At 34.9% G+C, this 22,386-nt stretch carries 19 protein-coding genes; 11 read left to right on the top strand and 8 right to left on the bottom strand.

The window, feature by feature from the left end; genetic code table 11:
- Positions 1-29: 29 nt before the first annotated feature.
- Entirely contained in the window at positions 30-668 is a 639-nt protein-coding gene (locus AVL50_RS03605) for a YrhK family protein (RefSeq protein WP_082795647.1), read from the top strand.
- Between the two features lie 8 nt (positions 669-676).
- Here AVL50_RS03605 and AVL50_RS03600 read toward each other — a convergent pair whose 3' ends face one another.
- The 3 genes from AVL50_RS03600 to AVL50_RS03590 all read right to left on the bottom strand — a co-directional run bounded on the left by AVL50_RS03600 (position 677) and on the right by AVL50_RS03590 (position 4,774).
- The gene (locus tag AVL50_RS03600) at positions 677-2,542 is read right to left on the bottom strand and encodes a M23 family metallopeptidase (protein ID WP_172826754.1); all 1,866 of its coding nucleotides are present in this window, start codon (positions 2,540-2,542) and stop codon (positions 677-679) included.
- A gap of 112 nt (positions 2,543-2,654) precedes the next feature.
- Positions 2,655-3,482: an energy transducer TonB gene (locus tag AVL50_RS03595; RefSeq protein ID WP_082795646.1), complete on the bottom strand. Its 828-nt coding sequence runs from the start codon at positions 3,480-3,482 to the stop codon at positions 2,655-2,657.
- A gap of 227 nt (positions 3,483-3,709) precedes the next feature.
- Positions 3,710-4,774 (bottom strand): aminotransferase class V-fold PLP-dependent enzyme, encoded by a 1,065-nt coding sequence (locus AVL50_RS03590; RefSeq protein WP_062615115.1) that lies wholly within the window; start codon positions 4,772-4,774, stop codon positions 3,710-3,712.
- 300 nt (positions 4,775-5,074) lie between these two features.
- On the opposite strand from AVL50_RS03590, the gene AVL50_RS03585 reads away from it, so the two are divergent.
- The 6 genes from AVL50_RS03585 (at position 5,075) to AVL50_RS03560 (ending at position 13,207) form a co-directional block, all read left to right on the top strand.
- The gene (locus AVL50_RS03585) at positions 5,075-5,878 is read left to right on the top strand and encodes a queuosine precursor transporter (RefSeq protein ID WP_062615149.1); all 804 of its coding nucleotides are present in this window, start codon (positions 5,075-5,077) and stop codon (positions 5,876-5,878) included.
- A 48-nt stretch (positions 5,879-5,926) separates the two neighbouring features.
- On the top strand, positions 5,927-6,271 hold the full coding sequence (locus tag AVL50_RS03580; RefSeq protein WP_062615114.1) for an Hpt domain-containing protein: 345 nt from the start codon (positions 5,927-5,929) through the stop codon (positions 6,269-6,271).
- Positions 6,272-6,454: 183 nt separating this feature from the next.
- On the top strand, positions 6,455-7,507 hold the full coding sequence (locus tag AVL50_RS03575; protein WP_082795645.1) for a pseudouridine synthase: 1,053 nt from the start codon (positions 6,455-6,457) through the stop codon (positions 7,505-7,507).
- A 391-nt stretch (positions 7,508-7,898) separates the two neighbouring features.
- Positions 7,899-9,239: an NAD(P)/FAD-dependent oxidoreductase gene (locus AVL50_RS03570; protein WP_062615113.1), complete on the top strand. Its 1,341-nt coding sequence runs from the start codon at positions 7,899-7,901 to the stop codon at positions 9,237-9,239.
- A 229-nt stretch (positions 9,240-9,468) separates the two neighbouring features.
- Complete coding sequence (locus tag AVL50_RS03565; RefSeq protein ID WP_253764251.1) at positions 9,469-12,267, top strand: phosphoenolpyruvate carboxylase; 2,799 nt, start codon at positions 9,469-9,471, stop codon at positions 12,265-12,267.
- Positions 12,268-12,730: 463 nt separating this feature from the next.
- Positions 12,731-13,207 carry a histidine phosphatase family protein gene (locus AVL50_RS03560; RefSeq protein WP_062615112.1) on the top strand — a complete coding sequence of 159 codons (477 nt, stop codon included), beginning with the start codon at positions 12,731-12,733 and terminating at the stop codon, positions 13,205-13,207.
- Here the strand turns inward: AVL50_RS03560 and AVL50_RS03555 are convergent.
- A complete protein-coding gene (locus AVL50_RS03555) occupies positions 13,202-13,984 on the bottom strand; it encodes a TIGR01458 family HAD-type hydrolase (RefSeq protein WP_062615111.1) in 783 nt (260 codons plus the stop codon). The genes AVL50_RS03560 and AVL50_RS03555 overlap by 6 nt on opposite strands.
- 111 nt (positions 13,985-14,095) lie before the next feature.
- Here AVL50_RS03555 and AVL50_RS03550 point away from each other — a divergent pair, with 111 nt between their 5' ends.
- Complete coding sequence (locus AVL50_RS03550; RefSeq protein WP_082795643.1) at positions 14,096-15,082, top strand: kelch repeat-containing protein; 987 nt, start codon at positions 14,096-14,098, stop codon at positions 15,080-15,082.
- Positions 15,083-15,105: 23 nt separating this feature from the next.
- A complete protein-coding gene (gene hisC / locus AVL50_RS03545) occupies positions 15,106-16,170 on the top strand; it encodes a histidinol-phosphate transaminase (RefSeq protein WP_062615109.1) in 1,065 nt (354 codons plus the stop codon).
- 74 nt (positions 16,171-16,244) lie between these two features.
- Here the strand turns inward: hisC and AVL50_RS03540 are convergent, their stop codons facing one another.
- From AVL50_RS03540 to AVL50_RS03525, 4 genes are read right to left on the bottom strand one after another with little or no spacing between them, the layout of a single operon-like run.
- Positions 16,245-17,069: an aminotransferase class IV gene (locus AVL50_RS03540; protein WP_062615108.1), complete on the bottom strand. Its 825-nt coding sequence runs from the start codon at positions 17,067-17,069 to the stop codon at positions 16,245-16,247.
- 4 nt (positions 17,070-17,073) lie between these two features.
- Positions 17,074-17,541: an SsrA-binding protein SmpB gene (gene smpB, locus AVL50_RS03535; protein WP_062615107.1), complete on the bottom strand. Its 468-nt coding sequence runs from the start codon at positions 17,539-17,541 to the stop codon at positions 17,074-17,076.
- 10 nt (positions 17,542-17,551) lie between these two features.
- Positions 17,552-18,259 (bottom strand): 2-phosphosulfolactate phosphatase, encoded by a 708-nt coding sequence (locus AVL50_RS03530; RefSeq protein ID WP_062615106.1) that lies wholly within the window; start codon positions 18,257-18,259, stop codon positions 17,552-17,554.
- A gap of 3 nt (positions 18,260-18,262) precedes the next feature.
- Positions 18,263-19,114 (bottom strand): hydroxymethylglutaryl-CoA lyase, encoded by an 852-nt coding sequence (locus AVL50_RS03525; protein ID WP_062615105.1) that lies wholly within the window; start codon positions 19,112-19,114, stop codon positions 18,263-18,265.
- Between the two features lie 267 nt (positions 19,115-19,381).
- Here AVL50_RS03525 and AVL50_RS03520 point away from each other — a divergent pair, with 267 nt between their 5' ends.
- Positions 19,382-20,203, top strand: coding sequence for an alpha/beta fold hydrolase (locus AVL50_RS03520; RefSeq protein WP_062615104.1), 822 nt, complete (start codon positions 19,382-19,384; stop codon positions 20,201-20,203).
- Between the two features lie 113 nt (positions 20,204-20,316).
- Complete coding sequence (locus AVL50_RS03515) at positions 20,317-22,191, top strand: hypothetical protein (protein WP_062615103.1); 1,875 nt, start codon at positions 20,317-20,319, stop codon at positions 22,189-22,191.
- Positions 22,192-22,386 lie beyond the last annotated feature (195 nt).

Raw genomic sequence — 22,386 nt, 5'->3', positions numbered from 1 at the left:
GCCTTTTTTATTAACGTAATGATCAAAATATGCATATACATTTACATCCTCTTACATCAAGAAGAATGGTGTTATGGATGTCGATATTATTTATGATAGGGGCATCTTGTTTTATCTATTCTAGTTTTACGTATTTACTCCCTAGCCCTAATGATACACTCTTGAATTCGATCTATTTTATAGGCTCTGTTCCTTTTACATTCGCTGCCTTTTTCCAATTACTTAATGCAACCAATCAAGAACAGCAGGAATGGAAGATTTTCGCTTACCGACCAAAAAATAGTGGGTATATCGCAGGTTTGACGCAGTGGTTGGGAACAATTTTGTTCAATATCAATACTTTTGATGCCACTAGAAAATTAGATTGGATGGAGCAAGATTTATTGGTTTGGACTCCGAATATGATGGGTTCTATTCTATTTCTAATCTCAGCGTTTTATTTATTGAAAGAAATCTCTTTTAAATGGATTTGGGGCGATAGAGAAAACCTTAGTGTTTGGATCAACATGCTGGGTTGTGTCGCCTTTATGATTTCAGCTATTGCTTCTATTTATCTGTCAGACCCATTGCCTACAGCCTTTGTACAGCTCGCTTTGGTCAATACAGGTGTTGGAGCAATATGTTTTTTTGTCTCGGCGTTTATTGGCCTGACAAGGTTGCCAAAATAGAAAAATAATTAATAAGTTTTTGAGAAAACAGAAGTGTTGCCAGCACGGTCCGTTACAATCATTTTGAATTTTCCTTTCAATGGTTGTTTTTCATTCAATAAACGTGTTTGAATGTAATCTTTCTTAGCATCGTATTCTAATAAAATAAATTTTCCATTTAAAGTAGCTTTATACGTTGCAATACCAGATTCTTCATCTTCAATTTTGAATCTTAATTGGTTGCTTTTCCACTGTTTTAATGGAATGATTTTAGGAGGTGTTGTCTCAGGTGAAATTGTGAATCGTCCGAGCTTTGAAGTTCTGAAACTGATCGTGTTGTCATTCCATTTTCCTCCCACAAAATGAGCTTTCCCTTTTTGATCTATTCTGAATACAAAATTATTTTTACTCACTAATGAAGAGTCATTGACTTCGTACTGAACGTTGACACTGGCGTGTAAAGGAGTATAGTATTCATTGATTTTAAGAAGGTTTGATTCTTCTTGAATGGTCAAATAAAGTGTATCAAATAAAGAGCGTTCCTTAAATTCCATATTGACATTTTTGCCGAAATATTTTAGTGATGAGTTGTGAGGAACTTGGTATTTTAAATGAGTGTCTACTTTAGTTGAATCCACAGAACACATAAATGGAAGTCCATCTCTTAAATCCCATAAATAATAATTGACATTACCTTTATGATAAGCAGGTTGAACACTTTGATTCCAGAGTGGAAAGTGCAACCGAAGCGGTTTTCCTTTTTCTGCAGGAATAGCCACTTTTAGAATATTTTCTTCAATACTGATCGAATCAAATTTTTTGCTTGCTCGTGGAATTGGATTTTGTCCTTTAATAGTAAACTTTGTGACTGTATGATTATCAAAACTATCCCAAAGTTCTATCCTAATATTTTTTCTCTCATTGGGATCAACTTCAATAAAGCCAGTAAGTGTACTATCGGGATAAATAGGTAGGTGATTACTGTCGAATTTGTATAACCTCTGATATCTTCTTTTAGTATCTAAAAAAGCCTTGTAATCTGTGAAGGTATTGATGTTGGCACTTTCATCAAAAGGAATTCTATTGATGATGTGCTCGTAGATCATTTTATCGTTCTCATAGACTTGAATTTTATTGATGCCGTATTTATTGTAGGTGCCATCCGCTCTGTCGTAAGTATCAATTTCTACCCCTACTTTTCCTAGTGCATTAAACGAAGAGGGGACCTGATAATAACCTGACTTGCCTGTCACAGATTTAAGAGCGGGTGAAAATTCTCCTTCCACTCTGCTGTAAATTTCCAAGGGTCTTAATCGAATCCCTCTTACGGTAGGAGGAATGTTGTCCATTACTTCATTGAATCCAAAATCTACAGGGTTCAAAGGCCTTTCCTCTTGGTCTCTTATTTCAAAGTGAAGATGAGGTCCTGCAGATGAACCTGTATTTCCTGAGTAACCGATGATGTCTCCTTTTTTTATCACAAATAAGTTGGAGGGTAGGTTTTCTAGATTGATTTCAAAAGACTCTTTTTCATACTGTTTTTTAACAATATACTCTTCCAGCTCAGGAGCGAAACGCTGTAAGTGCCCATATACAGTCCATTGACCATTGGGGTGCATCATGTATAAACCGCGACCGTATCCATAAGGATAAACCCTCATTCTAATAATATAACCATCTTCGGCAGCATAAATTGGAAGTCCCTCAACTCCCCTTGTTTTTATGTCTAAACCTCCGTGGAAATGCGTCGTTCTCAATTCACCCATAGATCCAGCAAAATAGTTTTGTTTGCCAGGTTCAATAGGGAATAAATAATCAGCTTTGTAAGATGTATCTTGAGCAGCACTGAGCATAGAAATGCTCATTAAGAAGAAGAACAATAGTAATTGTCTCATGGAAGTTTGATCAAAAAAATGAGGGATTAGCATGTAACTAAAACATACTGTATAAAAAAAGACCGATGTTACAGTAAATATAACATCGGTCTTTTGAAATCAAAGGGTTGGATTAACCTAATTTGAATGAAATTGGTAATACCATTCTTTGTTTTACTGCACGTCCACGTTGCTTACCAGGCTTCCATTTAGGAGCTTTCTTCAATACGCGAACAGCTTCTTCGTCACAACCAGCACCGATACCACGAACTACTTTGATGTCAGTAAGTGAACCGTCTTTGTCAACGACGAACTGAATGTATACTTTACCTTCCACACCCATACGCTTAGCTTGTGAAGGGTATTTCATGTTTTTACCTACCCACTTGTAGAATTTACCCATACCACCTGGGAAACCTGCAGGGTCCTCTACGATTTCGAAGATTTCCTCAACTGCTTCTTCTACTTCTTCTTCTTCAACTTCTACTGCTTCTTCAATTACAGTTTCCTCGTCAAATTCCTCTGGGATTTCGATTTCAATTTCGTCTTCGATTTCCTCTTCGTCTGGCACCTCAACGATTACTGGAGCAGTAACTTTTGGTGGTGGAGGTGGTTGCTGTTGAGTAACAGGTACGTCAACCATTTCTTCTTCAACAAAATCAACTGAACCTAAGTCCATTAACGTTTGATCCTCATACGAAGGGAATTCCAATGCCACTAATACAAAAAGAAGTGATAATGAAAGACCAATTAAACCGAATAATGCAGAATATTTTGAAACGTCTACATCATTGTACTTTTTCACAAGAATACTTCCTTCTTGTCCTGATTTCTTTCCTGCTAAAATATCAGACCCAGTTTTATTGATAACAAAACGGAAAATCTGAATTAATGCTAGGAAAAAGACTACGAATAAGACGGCTGTCCATGTCGCGCCTAAAGATCCTAAGATATCTACCATCTGAATACGAATTTAATGCTGCGAATAATCCAAATCATATTTTATTCAGCGCCCGAAATTACAACTCCTATCCGTTATTTACAAAAAGAAACTGTAAAAGACGGTTAAAATTTGTTTATACGTGTTTTGGAACGCAAAACAGAATATGTCACAAAATAATTATGTGAAATCTTATTATGAGTAAATTTAACTGTTTTAACAGTATGTTGTAAGGATTAGGTCCAATTTTAAGATTTATCTCCTTTTTTGAATGATTTTAGAAATGTAATGAGATGCTCAAAATCATCATCAGAATGGGCTGGAAAATTAGCAATTCGAAAAGAATTGTGTTTCCATGGGCCGTATCCATTTCCTAATAAAATACCTTTTTCAACCGCCTCTTCTTTAATCTGTTTTAATTCATCAGGATCACATTTTACACCAATTACTGTATTGGACTGTAGCTGTGAATTTCCTATTAGTGGAGTAAAACCAAGGCGTATCAATTCTTTGATCAAACGGTTTCCTCTTTTTCTTAAATGATCATGAACTTTTGAAATTGGAGGTCGGTTTTCCATCACTCTTTTCAAAAGGTAAATATTTAAGATGTTTGGTGTATGGGTGGTTTGAAGTTTCAGACTGTTATTATAAATAGAATGCAGAGAATTGTAATGGTAGTCTTCCTGTTTCATTTCTTTTATTAATCTTGGAGAACAAACCATAACAGACAACCCTGCTGGAAGCCCAAAGCATTTTTGTACTGAAGCATACCAAAAGTCAGCCGAAAGCCAATTTATATTCACTCCAGACATGGCACTTGTAGCGTCAACAAAAATCAACGATTTAGGAAACCTGCTTCTTATTTTTTGAATGGTTTTGGAATGCACCTTTGTGGTGTTAGAAGTTTCACAATTGGTCAGGCAAAAGATATTTTTCTGTGCCTTATTAACCTTGATTTTACTGATGCCAATTCTTTTTTGTGGCGAATAAGAGAAATGTGTCACGGTCTTATTGATTTGTTCATTATAAGACGCCCATTTCTTTCCGAAGGCACCATTATATATATGTACAAAGTTGGCATCAAATGATTGACTGCTGATCTCCCAGCATTCTGTGGCGCTTGAAGCAAAAAGTACAGTGTAGTTTTTGGGTATATTAAGTTTTTCTTTAACAACTTCTACACATGACTTCATCATTTCCATAAATTGAGGACTTCTATGGTTATATTCTATGAGTTGACTATCCATAGCATCTTGCATAAAGTCTTTGACAAGAGGTTCTATTTTACTAGGTCCGGGATAAAATGAAATCATTATTTTACTTTTTATTTAAAACAAGTCGCAAAGATAATAGTTCAAAAAGAATATAAATACCAGGCTCCAGGTTTTCAGAAAGGTGAGGTTTATGTAGTGAAGTTAGTTTACGATTGGAGATAGAACACAGTGATGGTAAAGAGCTTTTCAAACCCTTCAGAAATCTGATGGCTTGCCTAAAATTGTCTTGGTGTTTCAGGCAAAGTGATTTGCAATTGATCACAAGAAGTCTGTTATTTAAAAAACAATAATAATCTACAAACACGCTTTAAACTCTCTATGGAAGTTCAATACTCAAAGATGAATCAGCTTAAGGAAAATAAAACACAAGAAAAAAAATATCAGACACTCTATATTGGTCTGTGTGCCATTTTTATCACAAATGCCATCGTAGCAGAAATGGTAGGACCGAAGATTTTTTCATTAGAAACATTACTTGGCATTGCTCCGCTTCAATTAGAAATCATTGATTCCTTTGTATTAGATTTTAATCTTACAGCAGGTGTAGTGATTTGGCCTGTTGTATTTATCACTACTGATATTATCAATGAATATTATGGGAAAGAAGGAGTGAAAAAAATCTCCTTTATTACAGCAGGGTTGATTTCGTATGTATTTTTCGTGGTCTTAATGGTGACGGATTTACCTCCAGCACAATTTTGGTTGGATCTTAATAATGTAGACAGCCAAGGAAATCCTTTTAATATTGAAGAAGCTTTTGACAAAATATTCACGCAGGGATTAGGTATAATTATTGGTTCACTGACCGCTTTTTTGATAGGACAGTTCTTAGATGCGTACACTTTCCAGTGGTTGAGAAGGTTTACAGGGAGTAAGCAAATTTGGCTACGTGCCACAGGGTCAACATTGTTTTCTCAACTGGTAGATAGTTTTGTGGTATTGGGTGTTGCTTTTTATGTATTTGGCAACTGGTCTTTTGAACAAGTGGTGGCAGTTGGTATTATCAATTATATTTATAAATTTGGAATAGCGGTCTTGATGACTCCTATATTATATGTTGCACATTATATCATAGATGCATATCTTGGAAAAGATTACTCAGAATATGTGACAGACAGAGCATCTAAGACTAGTTTGTTCTAATATTAGATTGAAAAGATTTTTATTACTTCGAATACCCTTAATAATATCATGCTAGCAAATGTAGATTTTAACGGACTGTATGACATTGCCGATGGCGATGAGGAATTCTTGTTTTCTATACTTTTAGTCATCGAAAAGAACCTAAAAGAATATCCCGCTGAAATGTCTGCTTTATTGGATAATAATGCCGTTATAGAATTTGGTAAAAAAGCACACAAATTGAAATCAAGCACAGCTTATCTAGGTCATGAAGAATTGGAGGAACTTCTTATTTTTATGGAAGATGCCATCAATCATGATAAAGAAGATCTTGAAGCGAAATTAAAAGTCCTAATTACTTTATCGGAAGCCGTTCTTGTAGATATTCAAAAGAAAATTGAAGAATTATCTTAAATTTTAGAGATTGTTTTCAATAATTATTTAAAGAATACCTTAAAGTTCACGAACTTTGTGCTTTGATAAAGTACTTGGACGGGAACACCCTTTTGTTTTTGTGAGAGACTTTTCAAAATCTATGAATTTCATAGAGTGTTTTACTGCCGTGTAGGCAGCATGTTGAATTTCTAATTTATTTAGATGAAAAAGCGTACTCCTAATTCAGGAAAATCAAACTTGAGTCCTTTCAAAAAGTTCATCAAGGAAAAACCAAAAAGAGAAACTTTCTCTGAAAAGCCAGCTCCAAGAAGAAAACCTAGTAAAAAGCTAGAAGAAAAGCTTAAAGCGAAAAAAGATCAGAAAATCAAAGAAACAGTATACGGGTCATCTGATAAGCAAATCAAAAAACCTGTTTATGATGTAAAAAAAGTGATTTCTGTGGCAAAAAAAGTGAAGGAGGAAAGTGAGGAAGTCAAGCCAAAAAAAACAAACGAGGTACGATTAAATAAATATATTTCTAATGCAGGAGTTTGTTCAAGAAGGGAAGCGGACAAGCTGATTGCTGAAGGTCTTGTAAAAATCAATGGCGAAGTAGTGACAGAAATGGGCTACAAGGTAAAGCCAAATGATAGAGTAGAATATGACGGAAAGCTTTTAAAGAAAGAACAATATGTATATGTTCTTTTGAATAAGCCAAGAGGTTTTATCACTACTACAAAGGATCCGTTGGAAAGAAAAACGGTAATGCAGTTGGTGCAAAATGCTTGTGAAGAACGCATCTACCCGGTAGGCCGTTTGGACAGAAACACTACCGGCTTGTTGTTATTTACCAATGATGGAGAATTTGCAACAAAAGTAGCTCATCCTTCAAGTAACACACAGAAAATTTACCGCGTTGAGTTGGATCAACCTTTAAAAGAGGAAGACGAACTGACATTGCGTGACCGTAAGTTTGAATTAGAAGATGGTTCCCCATATATCGATGGTTTATCTGTAAACGAAGATGACCGTAGAGAAATTGGTATTGAGCTTCACTCGGGTAAAAACAGAATTGTAAGAAGAATTTTCGAACATTTCGGTTATACTGTTGAAGTATTAGATAGAACAGTTCTTGCTGGTTTAACAAAGAAAGATCTTCCAAGAGGTAAATGGAGATACTTATCTGAGCAAGAAATGATCTCTTTAAAATACCTTTCTGGTTTGGATAATAAGAAAAAGAAGTCTGCAAGGGACAAGAATAAAAAGAGAAGATAATTTAAATTATAATGTCTTTATAAATCCTGGTTTTGAATAGATGTATTCGAGATCAGGATTTTTTTTGCATTAGGTTACATGAAATAAAAGTTACTCTCTTGATAGAACACATTTCATTTAATATGGTATTGGGGTGAAATTTGAGGTTATATAAATAACAAAATCAATAAATGGAGTGGTATAAATCCATAATCCAATTAAAATTTGATAAGTCATTACTTCTACACGAAAAATCTATTGTATTAATGGACTTTTAGTATTTAAATGGTGTATTTTTATATCCAATAATAAACTATACAAAATTGGTATTCAGAATTATCTCAAATCATCACTTTTTGCAAATTTTTGACGATCAACTCTCGCTTACCACAATCAAAAAATTCACTGTTATATGGACAAAGTAATTGACGTACCAGACCTAGGTGTACCAAGAGTAGTAATTGTCGGAGGAGGTTTTGGAGGGTTAGAATTAGTACGAAACCTAAAGAAAACAGACTTCCAAGTAGTCTTATTAGACCGAAACAACTATCATACTTTTCAACCTTTATTATATCAAGTGGCTACAGCAGGTTTAGAGCCTGATTCGATTTCATTTCCTATTCGAAAACTTTTTCACGGATTTTCTAATTTTTACTTTCGATTAGCAGTTGTTCAAAAAGTAGATATTGAAGGGAGTAGAGTACTGACAGATATTGGTGAATTAAAATATGATCACTTAGTCATCTCTTCTGGATCTAGAACCAATTTCTTTGGTGACGAAAAAATCAAATATCACTGCATGCCATTGAAAACAGTGGTGCAGTCCCTTCAGCTGAGAAGCCTTTTATTACAGAACTTCGAACAAGCACTTCAAACAAAAGACCTTCAAGAAAGATCCGCACTGATGAATTTTGTAATTGTAGGTGGCGGACCAACAGGTGTGGAATTGGCTGGAGCCATTTCTGAATTGAAAAAATATGTTCTTCCCGTTGATTATCCAGAACTAGATGTCCGAAGAATGGAAGTCCATTTAGTAGACGCAGGAGATAGAGTACTGAATGCATTATCGCCAAAATCATCTCAAAGTTCTCAGAAATACTTGAAGAAACTGGGTGTTATTTTACATCAGAATACTTTTGTGACAAGCTATGATGGAGAAGTAGCAACCACTAAGAAAGGAGATCAAGATGGTGTGATTTACTCAAGAAACTTAATTTGGTCTGCAGGTGTGGAAGGAAATTCTCCAAAAGGTCTTGACTCATCTCTGATTACAGAAAGAGGAAATAGAATCTTAGTAGACGAATACAGTAAGGTGCTTGGGCAGGATAATGTATATGCAATAGGAGATGTGGCATGTATGAAAACAAAAGATTATCCAAATGGTCATCCAATGGTAGCACCTGCTGCAATACAGCAAGCAACTCAATTGGCGAAGAATTTTAAAAACGAGGCCAAAGGCAAGAAAAAAGAAACTTTTATTTATAAAGATAAAGGTAGTATGGCTACTATAGGTAAAAATAAAGCAGTAGTAGAAGTAGGAAGTTTTAAAAGTTCAGGCCCATTTGCATGGTTTATATGGATGTTTGTCCATATCATGTCATTATTGGGTATGAGGAACAAATCGATCGTATTTATCAACTGGTTTTGGAACTATTTAAATTATGATCGATCTAACAGATTGATTACAAATAGATTCAGTAAAGAGGAACGAAAACAGATGAGAGATCAGGGTAAAGCAGGCGTTGTGATTTAATACATAGGTCAGTTAATGCATTGCTAATGATCATTATTTTATAATAAGATAGGTAATTAAGATCATCTTAACTATGATTAAGAATTAAGATATTTGTTCCATAAATAAAGATAAGATTTAAAATTTTAATATAAATCTCAAACTTATTTACTTAATTTGTAATCAAAGGCAACTTTGTTTGCGTATTGTGTAAAGAATCAAATTATCTCATAATATTAATAATCGCAGAATGTCTAAAGAAACAGCAGTAACGCCACTGAGCGCCCTTGAGGTTGTGAAGAAGCATCTGGGTAAACCTTACGAGGACCTAGAGTTTTTACTTCAGTGTTTAAAAGAGGTATTAATCGAGAATGGCGAACAAGAACTAGCAAACGCAATTCCGTGGATTAACGAAGATACTTCATCCCTTAAAAAAATAGACGAGAAGCATATGCAGCTTTATTCTATCGTATTCCAATTATTGAATATGGTGGAAGTAAACGGAGCCGTGCAATCAAGACGTAAGAAAGAAAATGATTTTGGTCTTGCAAGCGTGAAAGGTTTATGGGGAGAAAGATTAAAAGACTTAAAGAACCAAGGTTATACGCAAGAGCAAATTGCTGAGCTTTTACCTCAAGTAATGGTTGAACCTGTATTAACAGCTCACCCTACAGAGGCTAAGAGATCAACAGTTTTAGAGCATCATAGAACATTGTATTTATTGTTAGTTCAAAGAGAGAACACAATGTACACTGGTATCGAGCAACGCTCTATCAACGCTCAAATTAAATTAATATTAGATACATTATGGAGAACAGGTGAGATCTTTGTTGAGAAGCCAGATGTAGCTTCTGAAAGAAGAAACGCTGTTCACTACCTTACAAACGTTTTCCCTGAGGTATTACCTATCTTAGATCAACGTTTCCAACAAGCTTGGGGTGAGGTTGGTTTTGATAAAGACCTTATCAGAAAAATCGGTAGCCGTCCAAGAGTATCATTCGGTAACTGGGTTGGTGGTGACCGTGATGGACACCCATTAGTAACTCATGAAGTTACAGAAGAAACATTAAGCGTATTACGTTTAAATGCTTTCGTATTAATCAGACGTTCGTTATTTAACTTAGTGAAAAAGCTTTCAGTATCTTGTGATATTGAGGATGCTCCAGCAGCATTACAAGCTCGTATCGCTGAGTTACAAAAAGAACTAGGTGAAGATGGCGATCAAGCTATCGCTAGAAATGTAGGTGAAGCATTCAGACAGTTTGTGAACTTATGTTTAGCAAAATTACCTGTAGATGTAAAAAGAGAGCATGCAGTAGAATTACTGGAAGCTGAAGGTAAATATAGAATGGCTGAAGAGTTAAAGGCTGATTTAGAATTACTACAATCAACTTTACTTGAGTACGGTGCCAACAGATTAGCTTATTCTTATGTAAATGATGCAATCAGAGTATTAGATACATTTGGATTCCACTTAGCTCGTCTTGACATCCGTCAAAACAGTGCATTTCACGACAAAGCAATTTCTCAAATCTTAAACGCGGCATCATTAGATGGTGATAGCTTCTTGACTTGGTCAGAAGAGAAGAGAGTAGCGTTTATGAACAACGAATTGCTTTCGAACAGACCTTTCACTCACCCGTCAACTCAATTGCCAACTGAGGCAAATGCAGTAATCTCTGTTTACAGAGTAGTAGCGGAGCACGTGAAAAACTTTGGTACAGCAGGTATCGGAGCATTCATTATCTCAATGACTCGTTCAGTATCTGACTTGATCGCAGTTTATCTATTAGCAAGAGAGGCAGGTTTGATGGAGCAAACTCCAGAAGGTTTAGTTTGTAAGCTTCCTGTAGTGCCATTATTTGAGACAATTGAAGATTTAGAAATCTCTCCTCAAGTAATGCAAAGCTTCTTGGATCACCCTATCACTCGTCGTAGCTTAGAATACCAAAAACGTCAAAGCGGTGCTAAGAAATTAACACAGATGGTAATGGTAGGTTACTCTGATAGTAACAAAGATGGTGGTATCCTTGCTTCACAGTGGGCATTACACCATGCTGAAACTAGCTTATATGAAGTAGGTGAAAACAGAGGTATTGCTATCAACTTCTTCCATGGTAAAGGTGGTACAATTTCTCGTGGTGCGGGTCCTACTCAATGGTTTATCCAAGCGTTACCTCACGGTGGTGTAAACGGTAACTTCCGTTTAACTGAGCAAGGTGAAACAATTGAGCAAAAGTATGCCAACAAAATGAACGCAAGCTACAACATGGAATTGTTATTAGCAGGTTCAGTAGGTAATACTGTAAAAGATAACTTAGGTAAGAAAGCGAAGCACGAGCTTGAAGGCGTTATCTCTTGGATGGCGAAAGAAAGTAGAAACTTCTATGTGAACTTATTGGAAGATCCTAAGTTTATCAAATTCTATGGTGAGGCTACTCCAATTGATGCAATTGAGTCATCAAGAATTGGTTCGCGTCCAGCACGTAGAACTGGTAGAAGAACATTAGCCGATCTTAGGGCTATTCCTTGGGTATTCTCATGGAGCCAAGCTCGTTTCAATATGACTTCTTGGTACGGTGTAGGTTATACTTTAGAGAAATTATCTAAAGAAAAGCCACAAGACTTTGCTAAGTTGAAAGAATTGATCAAAACAGATCCATTGATCAGATACGTATTCACTAACGTTGATACATCATTAGAAGCTACTAGTGAGGATATCATGAAGGATTACGCGGCAATGGTAACAGATAAAGATGTAAAAGATTCTATCTTAACTATGCTTCTTGAAGAATTAACAAGAACTAGAAAAATGATGGATAGCTTATTGAAAGTATCTTTTGCTGAAAGAAGAAGTAATCATTACTACTCAAGCTTTATCAGAGCTGAAGCTTTAACACCGCTTCATAAAACTCAAATTAGCTTGTTGAAGAAATGGCGTAAGATGAAGGCGGATGAGAAAGCCAACCCAGAAGATGTGGAGGCAGTATTATTCCAATTATTGACTTCAATCAACGCGATTGCATCAGCATTGAGAGCTACTGGTTGATACTTAGCTTTTATAGTAAATACAAAAAACGATTCTCTGAAAAGGGAATCGTTTTTTTGTGTTTATATTTAAACTTAGAACATGTTTGAAATATCTCTTTTACTATAAATTTATCCTTTCAGATCGTGAGTTTATTAATTTTATCAACTATAGAACTACTAATTTCTTAGAAATTATTTCCCTTATAACCTAAAATGGAAAATTTTAATTTATAAATATATATGTTCTAAACATGCTTTTAAAGATTCACTTATCATCACATGGTAATAAAGAGTGGAGTGTGATGACTACGATTTGGAATTTGAATACAAAAAATATTTCAAAATAATCTAACTGTTGCTATGAAAACCAAAGGATTATACCTAAATTTTATTAACAATAGAGAAGTGCGAAAAGTTAAACGCGATAAATAACTTCAAACATCTTCATAGGATTTTTTTCTTAAAACTATTTTTTAAGGCAAATGAAAACATTACTTCTTATAAGACACGCAGAAGCAGAGAGTGCTTACTTCGGTGTAGATGATAGGAGAAGGGAGCTAACCCAAGAAGGATTTACACAAGCAGTGCATCTTGGAAAAAAGATTGCCTCGGGAAATTTCCAACCAGAAATTATGTTCTATTCTGATGCTGTAAGAACAACAACGACTACTCAACTGATCCTGGAACAATTAGATATGCCTCAGGAAGCCATATTTGTAGAACCATCATTCTATGAAGCAAATGTGGGTAAACTACTTGATTTTATTAATCAAAGGTCAGATCAAGGGGACAGTTTGGCAATCGTTGGGCATAATCCAGCTATCAGCTTTTTAGCAGAATATCTTACAGGTGACGTTATTGGAAACTTATCACCTGCAGATGCTGTTGTTATTACTTTTGATTTAGAGTCATGGGACTTAGTCTCTCAAGCCACAGGGTCATTGCTGACCAGGCTATAATTCATCCAATAACTCGTTTAAGACATTAAAGTCATCTACAATAATATCTGGTTGTATGATGGCTTTTTCTGTTAATTCTGGTCTGTATTTTCCAGTTTTAACTTGTATGGCGGTCAATTGTGCTTCTTTTGCACCTTGAATATCTCCAATTATGTCATCACCGATCATCAAAAGTTCACTTGCTTTTAAACCGATTTTTTGAATAGCTGATTCATAAAAAGATTTATAGGGCTTTCCAATGCATACAGCGGTAGTAGAAGTAGCAAACTCTAACCCTTTGATAAAGGCTCCAATATCGATTCTAAGTCCTTCACTTGCTTTCCAGAAACGACCGTGATGCAAGCCTACAATCTTACTGCCGTTCATGACCTTTAAGAAAAGCTCATTCATCAATTTATAGTCCCAGTTTTTGCCAATATCTCCAATTACAATTACTTCAGGGTTTTCCAGATTCATTTCTATCTTTTCAAAGATCATTTCTTTGATAGAAGAACTGGCTAATACCTGTGCATTTTTGAAGTTATTATTCACTAGATAATCTCTTGTAGCCAATGGAGGACTCAATACTTCATCTTCTTTTAGGGGAATCCCCATTTTGTCTAATTTGTGAAATAGCTCATTGGATGTGATACCTGATGTATTGGTAACAAATAAGAATGGGTAGCCTTTTTGTTTAAGTTTTTTAATGGAATCCACAACGCCCTCAATCAGTACTCCATCATTGTAAAGTACACCGTCTAAATCACACAGAATGCCATTAATATGTTTTAAATTCATGGATATAAGTTGTATTTTTCTAATTTTAACTAAACATAACATCAAACAGTAAATTCAAACAATGATACTACTTACCTATGTTGTACTTTTGTATTAATAATTGAAAACTATATGAAGCTGTTATCTTCTTCAATATATGGATATGGTCTTTTGGTTGTTAGTATAATCATGCAATCTTGTGTGTCAGCTAATATTTCAAAAGAGTTTGAGAATGCTAGTTTGCGTTTTTCTAGAGGTACACCTATGCCTTCTCCAAGAGCGTATATGGGATATTGCAATACCAACAAAACTACTTTTGTAGTAGGAGGAACCAATAAAACAGACGAGCATTACAACACTATATTGTCCTATTCTCCTAAAAATGATACTTGGAATGAGGTTACGCCCATCAACATTACAGGTGAAAAGCTTATTAATACCACTATATCCGGGGGAAGTATGTTCTTATTCAATGGAACAAAAGGGAAAGAAAATGACCCAATGGCGAGTATAGATTTAAATGTTAGGGAAGTAGCCTATAATAATAGAGTCCCTGAGATCACAAATGTCTCGTTAAACCCTCAAGCTATTCATAAATCTTCTATTGCAGAATGGAAAGGGAAAGTCTTTTTATTTGGAGGTAGAATTGATAATGAAACATACTCTAACACCTTGTTTTCATTTGATGCAAAAAAGAAGAAATGGAAGCAATTGGCTCATATGCCAAAGCAAATGATTACCTACGGTACGATTGTCAATGGTAAGCTTTATGTATTTGGTGGTAGAAATGAAGCACCTATTGATGAAATCTACATGTATAATATTAAGGTAGATCGATGGGTGAAAGTTGGAAAGCTGGCAGAACCTATCGTAGATGCTACAATCACTAATTACGGTAGTAATATCATCATTTTTAGCAACGAACAACTATTTATTTATAATACAGATAAAGGCACATTAAAGCGTTATCATACTAATATTGGAAAATTAGTAGGTAACGGAATGACAATTTCTGCAGATAAATTGATTATTTTTGGCGGTGTGAAAACTAATAGTGTAGGCAAGAATGTTTATTCTTCAAATGTTTACACATTGGATATTCAAAAAATATTACAATAAGTTGTTTATTCTATCTGTATACCATGAACAAAACTAACATAGATATACAGTCATTGTTACGTGAGCACATCAGATCAATGACACCCTACTCATCTGCGAGAGATGAGTTTGAAGATGTATCAAAAGATAATATCTTTCTTGATGCAAATGAAAACCCTTATGGCACAGCGACAGGAGAACCTTACAATAGATACCCTGATCCTTACCAAAGAGCTGTAAAAGCAAAGTTATCTCCAATAAAGAATATTCCTACAGATCATATTTTCTTGGGTAATGGAAGTGATGAACCTATTGATTTATTGTTCAGAGCCTTTGTTGAGCCTCAAAAGGAAAATGTGATTATTCTACCACCTACTTATGGAATGTACAAAGTAAGTGCTGATCTTAATAATGTAGAAGTGAGAGAAGTAGCTTTAACAGCTGAATTGGATTTAGATGTGGAAGGTATTCTTGCAAAGGTAGATGAGCATACAAAAATCATTTTTGTCTGTTCTCCAAATAATCCAACAGGAGGAGCAGTTAGTGCTAATAAAATTGAACAGTTATTGTCTAACTTTGAAGGGTTGGTGATTGTAGATGAAGCTTATGTAGATTTTTCTTCTCAGCCATCATTTATTTCAAAGCTTTCAGAGTATAACAATCTTATTGTACTGCAAACTTTCTCCAAAGCATGGGGAATGGCAGGGCTTCGTTTAGGAATGATGTTCGCTTCATCAGAAATTATCAACGTATTCAATACTATCAAACCTCCATACAATATCAATCAATTGACACAGGAGAAAGCGTTAGAGGCGTTGGACAATGTGGAGAAAGTGGAAGAGATGGTGCGTAATATGCTGGCCGAAAGAGCAAGACTAGAACAGGCGTTAGATAAGTTATCTTTCGTGAAAAATAGATATCCTTCGGATGCAAATTTTATTTTAGTGCAAGTAGAAGGTGCGGATAAAATGTACAATGACTTGGTAGAAAAAGGAATTGTGATCAGAAACCGTTCTAAAGTTCTGTTGTGTGATCAAGGTCTTAGAATCTCTATCGGTACAGAAGAAGAAAATAATAAATTCTTGGAAGAGTTTAGCAAGTTAGGCTAATCAAATCTTATCATAAATGAAACACCTCATTATTGATTTTTAGTCAATGATGGGGTGTTTTTTATTTGAAAAGCTTAATCATAAGCCTGCTCGAAAACTTTTTTCCAGGCATCCACTACTTTATATTGCTTTTCGCCAATTTCTTTGATCATAGTCACGCCTGTCACATTTGTGGTCATCACGGTGTCAGCATCAAGTAATTCTGCTTTTCTGGCGAATACTTTTCTGACTTTATATCCTTTTTGTTCTAAGTGAGCAATGATGTTTTTTCTAGCAATTCCAGAAACGCAACCTACAGCTACTTTTGGAGTGTAAATTACTTTGTCTTTGATCCAGAATAAATTACCAGAAATGGTTTCAGCCAAGTAACCGTCGTAGTTAATTAAAATGAGATCATCCAGTTCTCTCGTTTTCTTCTCAATCCCTGCAAATGTATAAGTCATGGAAGACAAAGATTTGCAAAACGAAACAGGAGTGAGCGGTACTTTGATTGATTCTCCATAATCAACTGTCAAACTTTTTTTACTGTCTGCCTTTTCGAAAGGCTGTATAGATAAAAGCGTATAATAGTTTGAGTTGTTGGGAGTGTATAGCCCGCCTTCTTTTCTCCAGATCATTAATTTTATTCTGCAGTCGCCTTCAATTTCATTTTTCTTTTTCAATGATTTGAAAGCGTCATAGATATAGTCTTTGTCCTGAAATTCGGCTGGAAAGTTAATGTGTAACTCTTTTAATCCACGTTTTATTCTATCAATATGATCATCCAAAAAGCGGATAGTCCCATTCTGAGAGATCATGGTTTCAAACAGGCCGTCGCCATATTGAAACCCTCTATCAGAATAAGATACTCCCGTTTTAGATGCTTTTTCGATTTCGTTATTAAATAAGACGTAACTCATAAAGCTAGTATTTCATTCTAGATATCTCTCTTTTTTGATCTTTTTCTTTCAGATCATTACGCTTGTCATAAAGCTTTTTACCTCTTGCCAGGGCAATTTCTAATTTAGCTAAACCTCTGTCATTGATGAAAAGTTGAGTAGGGATAATTGTAAAACCTGTCTCTTTTGCTTTTCTATCTAATTTATCTAATTCTCTTCTTGTCAAGAGAAGTTTACGGTCAGCTTTTGCCTCGTGGTTATTGTATCCGCCCATTTCATAAGGAGCAATGTGCATGCTTCTTACAATCAGTTCATCTCCAATAAACAAGCAGAAAGCGTCTTGAAGACTCACTTTCTGCATACGAATAGATTTTATCTCAGAACCTTTCAAAGAAATCCCTGCTACGAGTTTTTCTACAAACTCATATTCATGCGATGCTTTTCGGTTCTTGATCTTTACTTTCTGTTTAATTTCTAATTTCTTTCCACCCATAATGCTGGTTTTAAATTGTTATTTCCCCATTCTTAAGAATAGGAAGTGCATTACAATAATCCTCCTGTGCACAAAAGGCAAGGTCAGATTTGGCTTTAAGACCACTTAATCTTTTAGCATGAGAAGCATTAAATTGTATGCTTTCTACCAAATTATCTTTACATGCTTTGTATTGTGTCAATGCCATAAATGAAGCATCATCTGTAAGATTACATTCTTCTTGTAACCTTTCAATGAGAGCGCCTGCAAACAATGTATCTTCAAGACTTGGGTTGCCTTTCCACCCTGCGCAGATGATCACAACATCTTTTCGAGCTGATTTTAAGAACTCAGCCACAGCAGAAACATTCAATAATGCACCGATAACGATTTGATCTGCTCTTTTACTTGCTTCAGTGATCGCTAAAGTACCATTTGTTGTGGTCATACAAATGTCTTTGCCACGGTATTCTTCCTGCATGTGTTCTTGAGGAGAGTTACCAATAGTAAACTCTTCCACTTTCACTCCGCCTCTTTCTCCAGCTGTAATATAGCCTTTTTTTGAATAATCAAGTGCTTCTTCCACTGTCATTACAGGGATAACACTTTTCACACCTGCATTTAAACCGGCAACCATACATGAAGTTGCTCTCAAAACATCTGTAACAACGGCAATTTTTCCTTCGAGTTGATGTAAGGATAAAATTTCCGGGGTGAGACAAGTCTCTATATTTATCATTTTCTAACCTATATTTTGACGCCTAAATTCTGACGCCTTCTTTAAAGTATCTAAGTTTAAGGCGGGCATTAATGAAGGTTGACCTTGGAGTGCCTCAATAAGTGATTCAGTGGCTAGGTTTCCAGTAAGACTGTCTTTAGCCATAGGACATCCTCCAAGTCCGCCAAGGGCTGTATCTATTCTTCTACAGCCAGCATCAATCGCTGCACTTGCTAGTTCAGTTGCCTTAAAAGGATTACAGTGCAAATGTACACCCAATTCTGTATTGGTCAACAATTTTGAGGCATTTTCAAATAAATCTTGAATATCTTTTGCATTTGCTGTGCCTATTGTATCGGACAATGAAATGACGGAAATCCCCATTTCAGAGAGCTCATGAGCCATTTCTAATACTTTTGAGGCCGAAAATTCTTCTTGATAAGGATTGCCGAAAGCCATAGACAAATAAGCAACGGTTACTTTATTATGCTTTTGTGCAATAGTATTGATTTTATCTAATTCTTGCTTTGCTTCAACTATAGATTTCTTTGTATTGCGTTGTTGAAATGTTTCTGATACTGATAATGGAAAACCTAAAAAATCAATTTCTGGATGTTGAACTGCATCATTTGCTCCTCTCTCATTGACGACAATGGATAGAAGTTTCGTTTTTGTATTATCTAAATCCAAGCCTTCCAAAACCTCTGTTGTATCCTTCATTTGAGGAATTGCTTTTGGCGATACAAAACTTCCGAAATCTAAGGTGTCAAACCCTACTTGAAGTAATAAATTGAGGTATTCAATTTTTGTGGGAGTTGGAATGAACTGAGACAAACCCTGCATTGCATCTCTTGGGCATTCAATGATTTTAACCATGTTAGTAGTGTTTATTATGTATTGTGTTGTGGATGAATAATTGAACTTAACGAAAAAAAATAAGAGCCCTAAATTTCCTCTTTAAAAAAATAAAAGCATTATGTTAATAGACTAACAATGAGTTACTTGTGCGAATAATTAAATGTTTTTACTGTGCTGTAAATGAGAGAGTTAAGCTTTTATTTCTCCTTAAAAATGAGTATATTGTAAGAATTAATTAAGTTCGAGAACTGCTGTTCTATTAAAATTTCAACCAATTAACAGACTATGGCTTACCTCAACGTAAACAACCAATCGTTGTATTATCAAGATCATGGAGATAAAGACGCTCCAGTTATACTTTTTATGCATGGCTTTTTGATGAGCTCAGAGATGTTCGACTCACAAATTGAATTCTTTTCCTCTTATCGAATTATTACTTTTGATGCAAGAGCCTTCGGTAAAACCAAATGGGATGGAAAGCCTTTCTCATTATACGATACGGTGAATGACTGTATGGCAATTTTGGATCATTTGGGGATTGAAAAGGTAATTTTAGCAGGAATGTCTCAAGGGGGATACGCTGCTTTGAGAGTTGCATTACGATTTCCTGTAAGAGTACAAGGCTTAATTTTGATCAGTACTTCTGCACATATTGATTCAGAAGAGGTCAAAGCGGGTTACAAAGAAGTGAGAGACACTTGGGTGGATCATGGATTAGTACCGCCACTTCATGAAAACCTCATGACAGGAATTATTGGACCAAAAGAAGGAAATGAATGCTATTGGGACAAATGGACGCCTTCATGGCAAGCAAGAACGGGAGAGGAAATTTTCCATGCGATGAATAATCTTTTAGATAGAGATGATATTCAATCCTTCTTGCCTGATATAAAATGTCCAACGCTTATTATTCATGGGGATCAAGATTTCGGAGTTCCATTTTCAATGGGGGAGTACCTTTACCAAAACCTTCCTAATGTGGTTGGTTTTATCAAAGTTGAAGATGCAGCCCATGGAGCAATTATGACGCATGCAGACACCGTCAATGGTACTTTGCTTTACCATTTGGAAAATCATTTATTGCCTCAGCTTGAAAAACAAGATTAGTTAAAATGATCAGCCAAAAGGTTAAACTGTTTTAATATTAAATTACCCCTTTTGATTTAAGATTTGTCAATGTGTAGTTTACTAGAACTTCAATCTAGTAAACTATTGTTGACATGAAATATACATTACTAATTATTGCCTTATTATCAATTTGTCATTCCTCTTTTTCTCAGAAGAAAAGGAAAAAGAATAAATCAGCTATTGAATACGATGCCTTTATAAGTAGTAAGGACCGAAGAATTCGAACTTCTGTTTCGTTGGATAAGAAGACAGGAGAGATAAAACTATTTGTTTTTCCTGAAAATGCCTTTGATCAATTTTTTCCCTATGGTGATGATGGTGTCAGCATTGATATTGTACAGAGAAGGCAATATGACTGTTCTAAACCTAAACGTACTCAAGTAGATAGACGTCCGAATTATAAGGGTAATTTTTTTAAAACTATCTATAGGAACGAGTTGCTTAAAAATAAAAAGGTCAGGAGTAATATGGCTATTATATCGCTAGGCTATTTACCAAGTAAATATCGTATTAGAGATGTTGAAGTAAATTATTTTGTCATTAGAGGAGGGGTTGAACATGATTACAACTGGAATTATAACATTAAGCAGGAGAAGCTTAGTGCTTTTGATTTGCCATTAATTTATTTTAAACCTCCCAAAAGCAATTCAATTCTCCATCAGGCCATACAAAACAGTGAAATTGAGTATAGCTTTTCTTTTAAAAAGAATGAAACACAATTTGATTCACTGGAATATAATAGACTATATACCTACTTTCAGTTAAACGATTACAAAATCACTTCTTTTTACATTAAGGCCTTTTCATCCATAGAAGGTGATACTGAACGAAATGCCAATTTATCTTATCTAAGAGCTGAAAATATCATCAATGAACTTTCCCATCTAATGGCAAAAGATGTGAAGTCTTTTATTGAGACAGGAGAAAACTGGGATCAATTTTATAAAGATATTATTGGAACGAGTAATGAACATTTTCTTCAAAAACCAAAGAGTGATATTAAAAGTATTATTAATAAGGAGCCTGAAAAATATGAGAGTATTTTATCCAAACAAAGAGTAGCGACAATTAAGGTTCGACTTGAAAAGTTAGTTTCCTATGAATCATTAAATGAAAAAGAATCTTATGAGTTATTTGGAGAATTAGTCTCAAAGGATCAACAAGAAGAAGCCTATTTATTACAAAGTTATATTATCGATAAGGTGAAGAATGGGGTGTATTCATTAGACAGTTTGAATAATAATATCCAATTACCTAAAAAGAAAAAGTATGTAATGTTATATCAGAATTTTCTCGTTTTACATGATGATATTTCAACTTATCGGTACATGTATCACTTGATAGACTCTTATAGAAAGCTATTAGAAATTGCCCCTCAAAATCCCACATTAATCTATAATTTAAGTGCCTTGCTGGCAAAAAATATTCAGTATAATAGGAATCGAGACCATGAAAAAGAGGTTGAGCAAAATATAGCTTACCTTCAATCTAGAGGTTTTAAAAAGGTGCTGTTAGATAAATTAATTCTTAATCGACTGATCATTTTGGCAAAAACTTCTTTTAAAGAGGGGAAATTTGAGATCTCAGATAATTATAATAACAGAATCTATAATTTCTTTACTCAATTAGATTTGAGTGAAGAGGATAAAATTAGGATGGCTCAGCACTTAATGTATTTCGCTTTAGGGGATAAAGCTATTGAACTTTTATCCACTGAAGTACTTAAAAAGGATTGTTCTGAGGATCTTATGTTCTATTTCATAAATCTTACCATTATAGATAATCAACAAACAAGAAGACCTTACTACTCAGAGCTTATGCAAAAGGCTGTTAAAATGAATAGAACCCGATTTTGTCATCTTTTTAACTCGAAAAATGATACTTACGAAGGGGTGACTTTTCAGCTTCTCGATCAACCAGTTTTAAAGAAAACCTATTGTGAGGAATGTGCTTCTCAAGTTTATTAATACTATAAATAAAAACCTTTCCCAATTCAAATATTAGGAAAGGTTTTTTTATATTCTTTGTAAAGTCCTAAAATAACGATACACTAAAACAATCGTTATTATGGAAGACAATAAAAGTCAATATGTTAAAAGAACTCAGAAGGATTATTCAATGTCCTTAAAACTTCAAATTGTCTCAGAAGTTGAAAGTGGTCA

Origin of the sequence: Flammeovirga sp. SJP92 (assembly GCF_001583495.1) — a bacterium.
Taxonomy (GTDB): domain Bacteria; phylum Bacteroidota; class Bacteroidia; order Cytophagales; family Flammeovirgaceae; genus Flammeovirga.
This window is presented reverse-complemented; position numbering and strand designations above follow the sequence as displayed.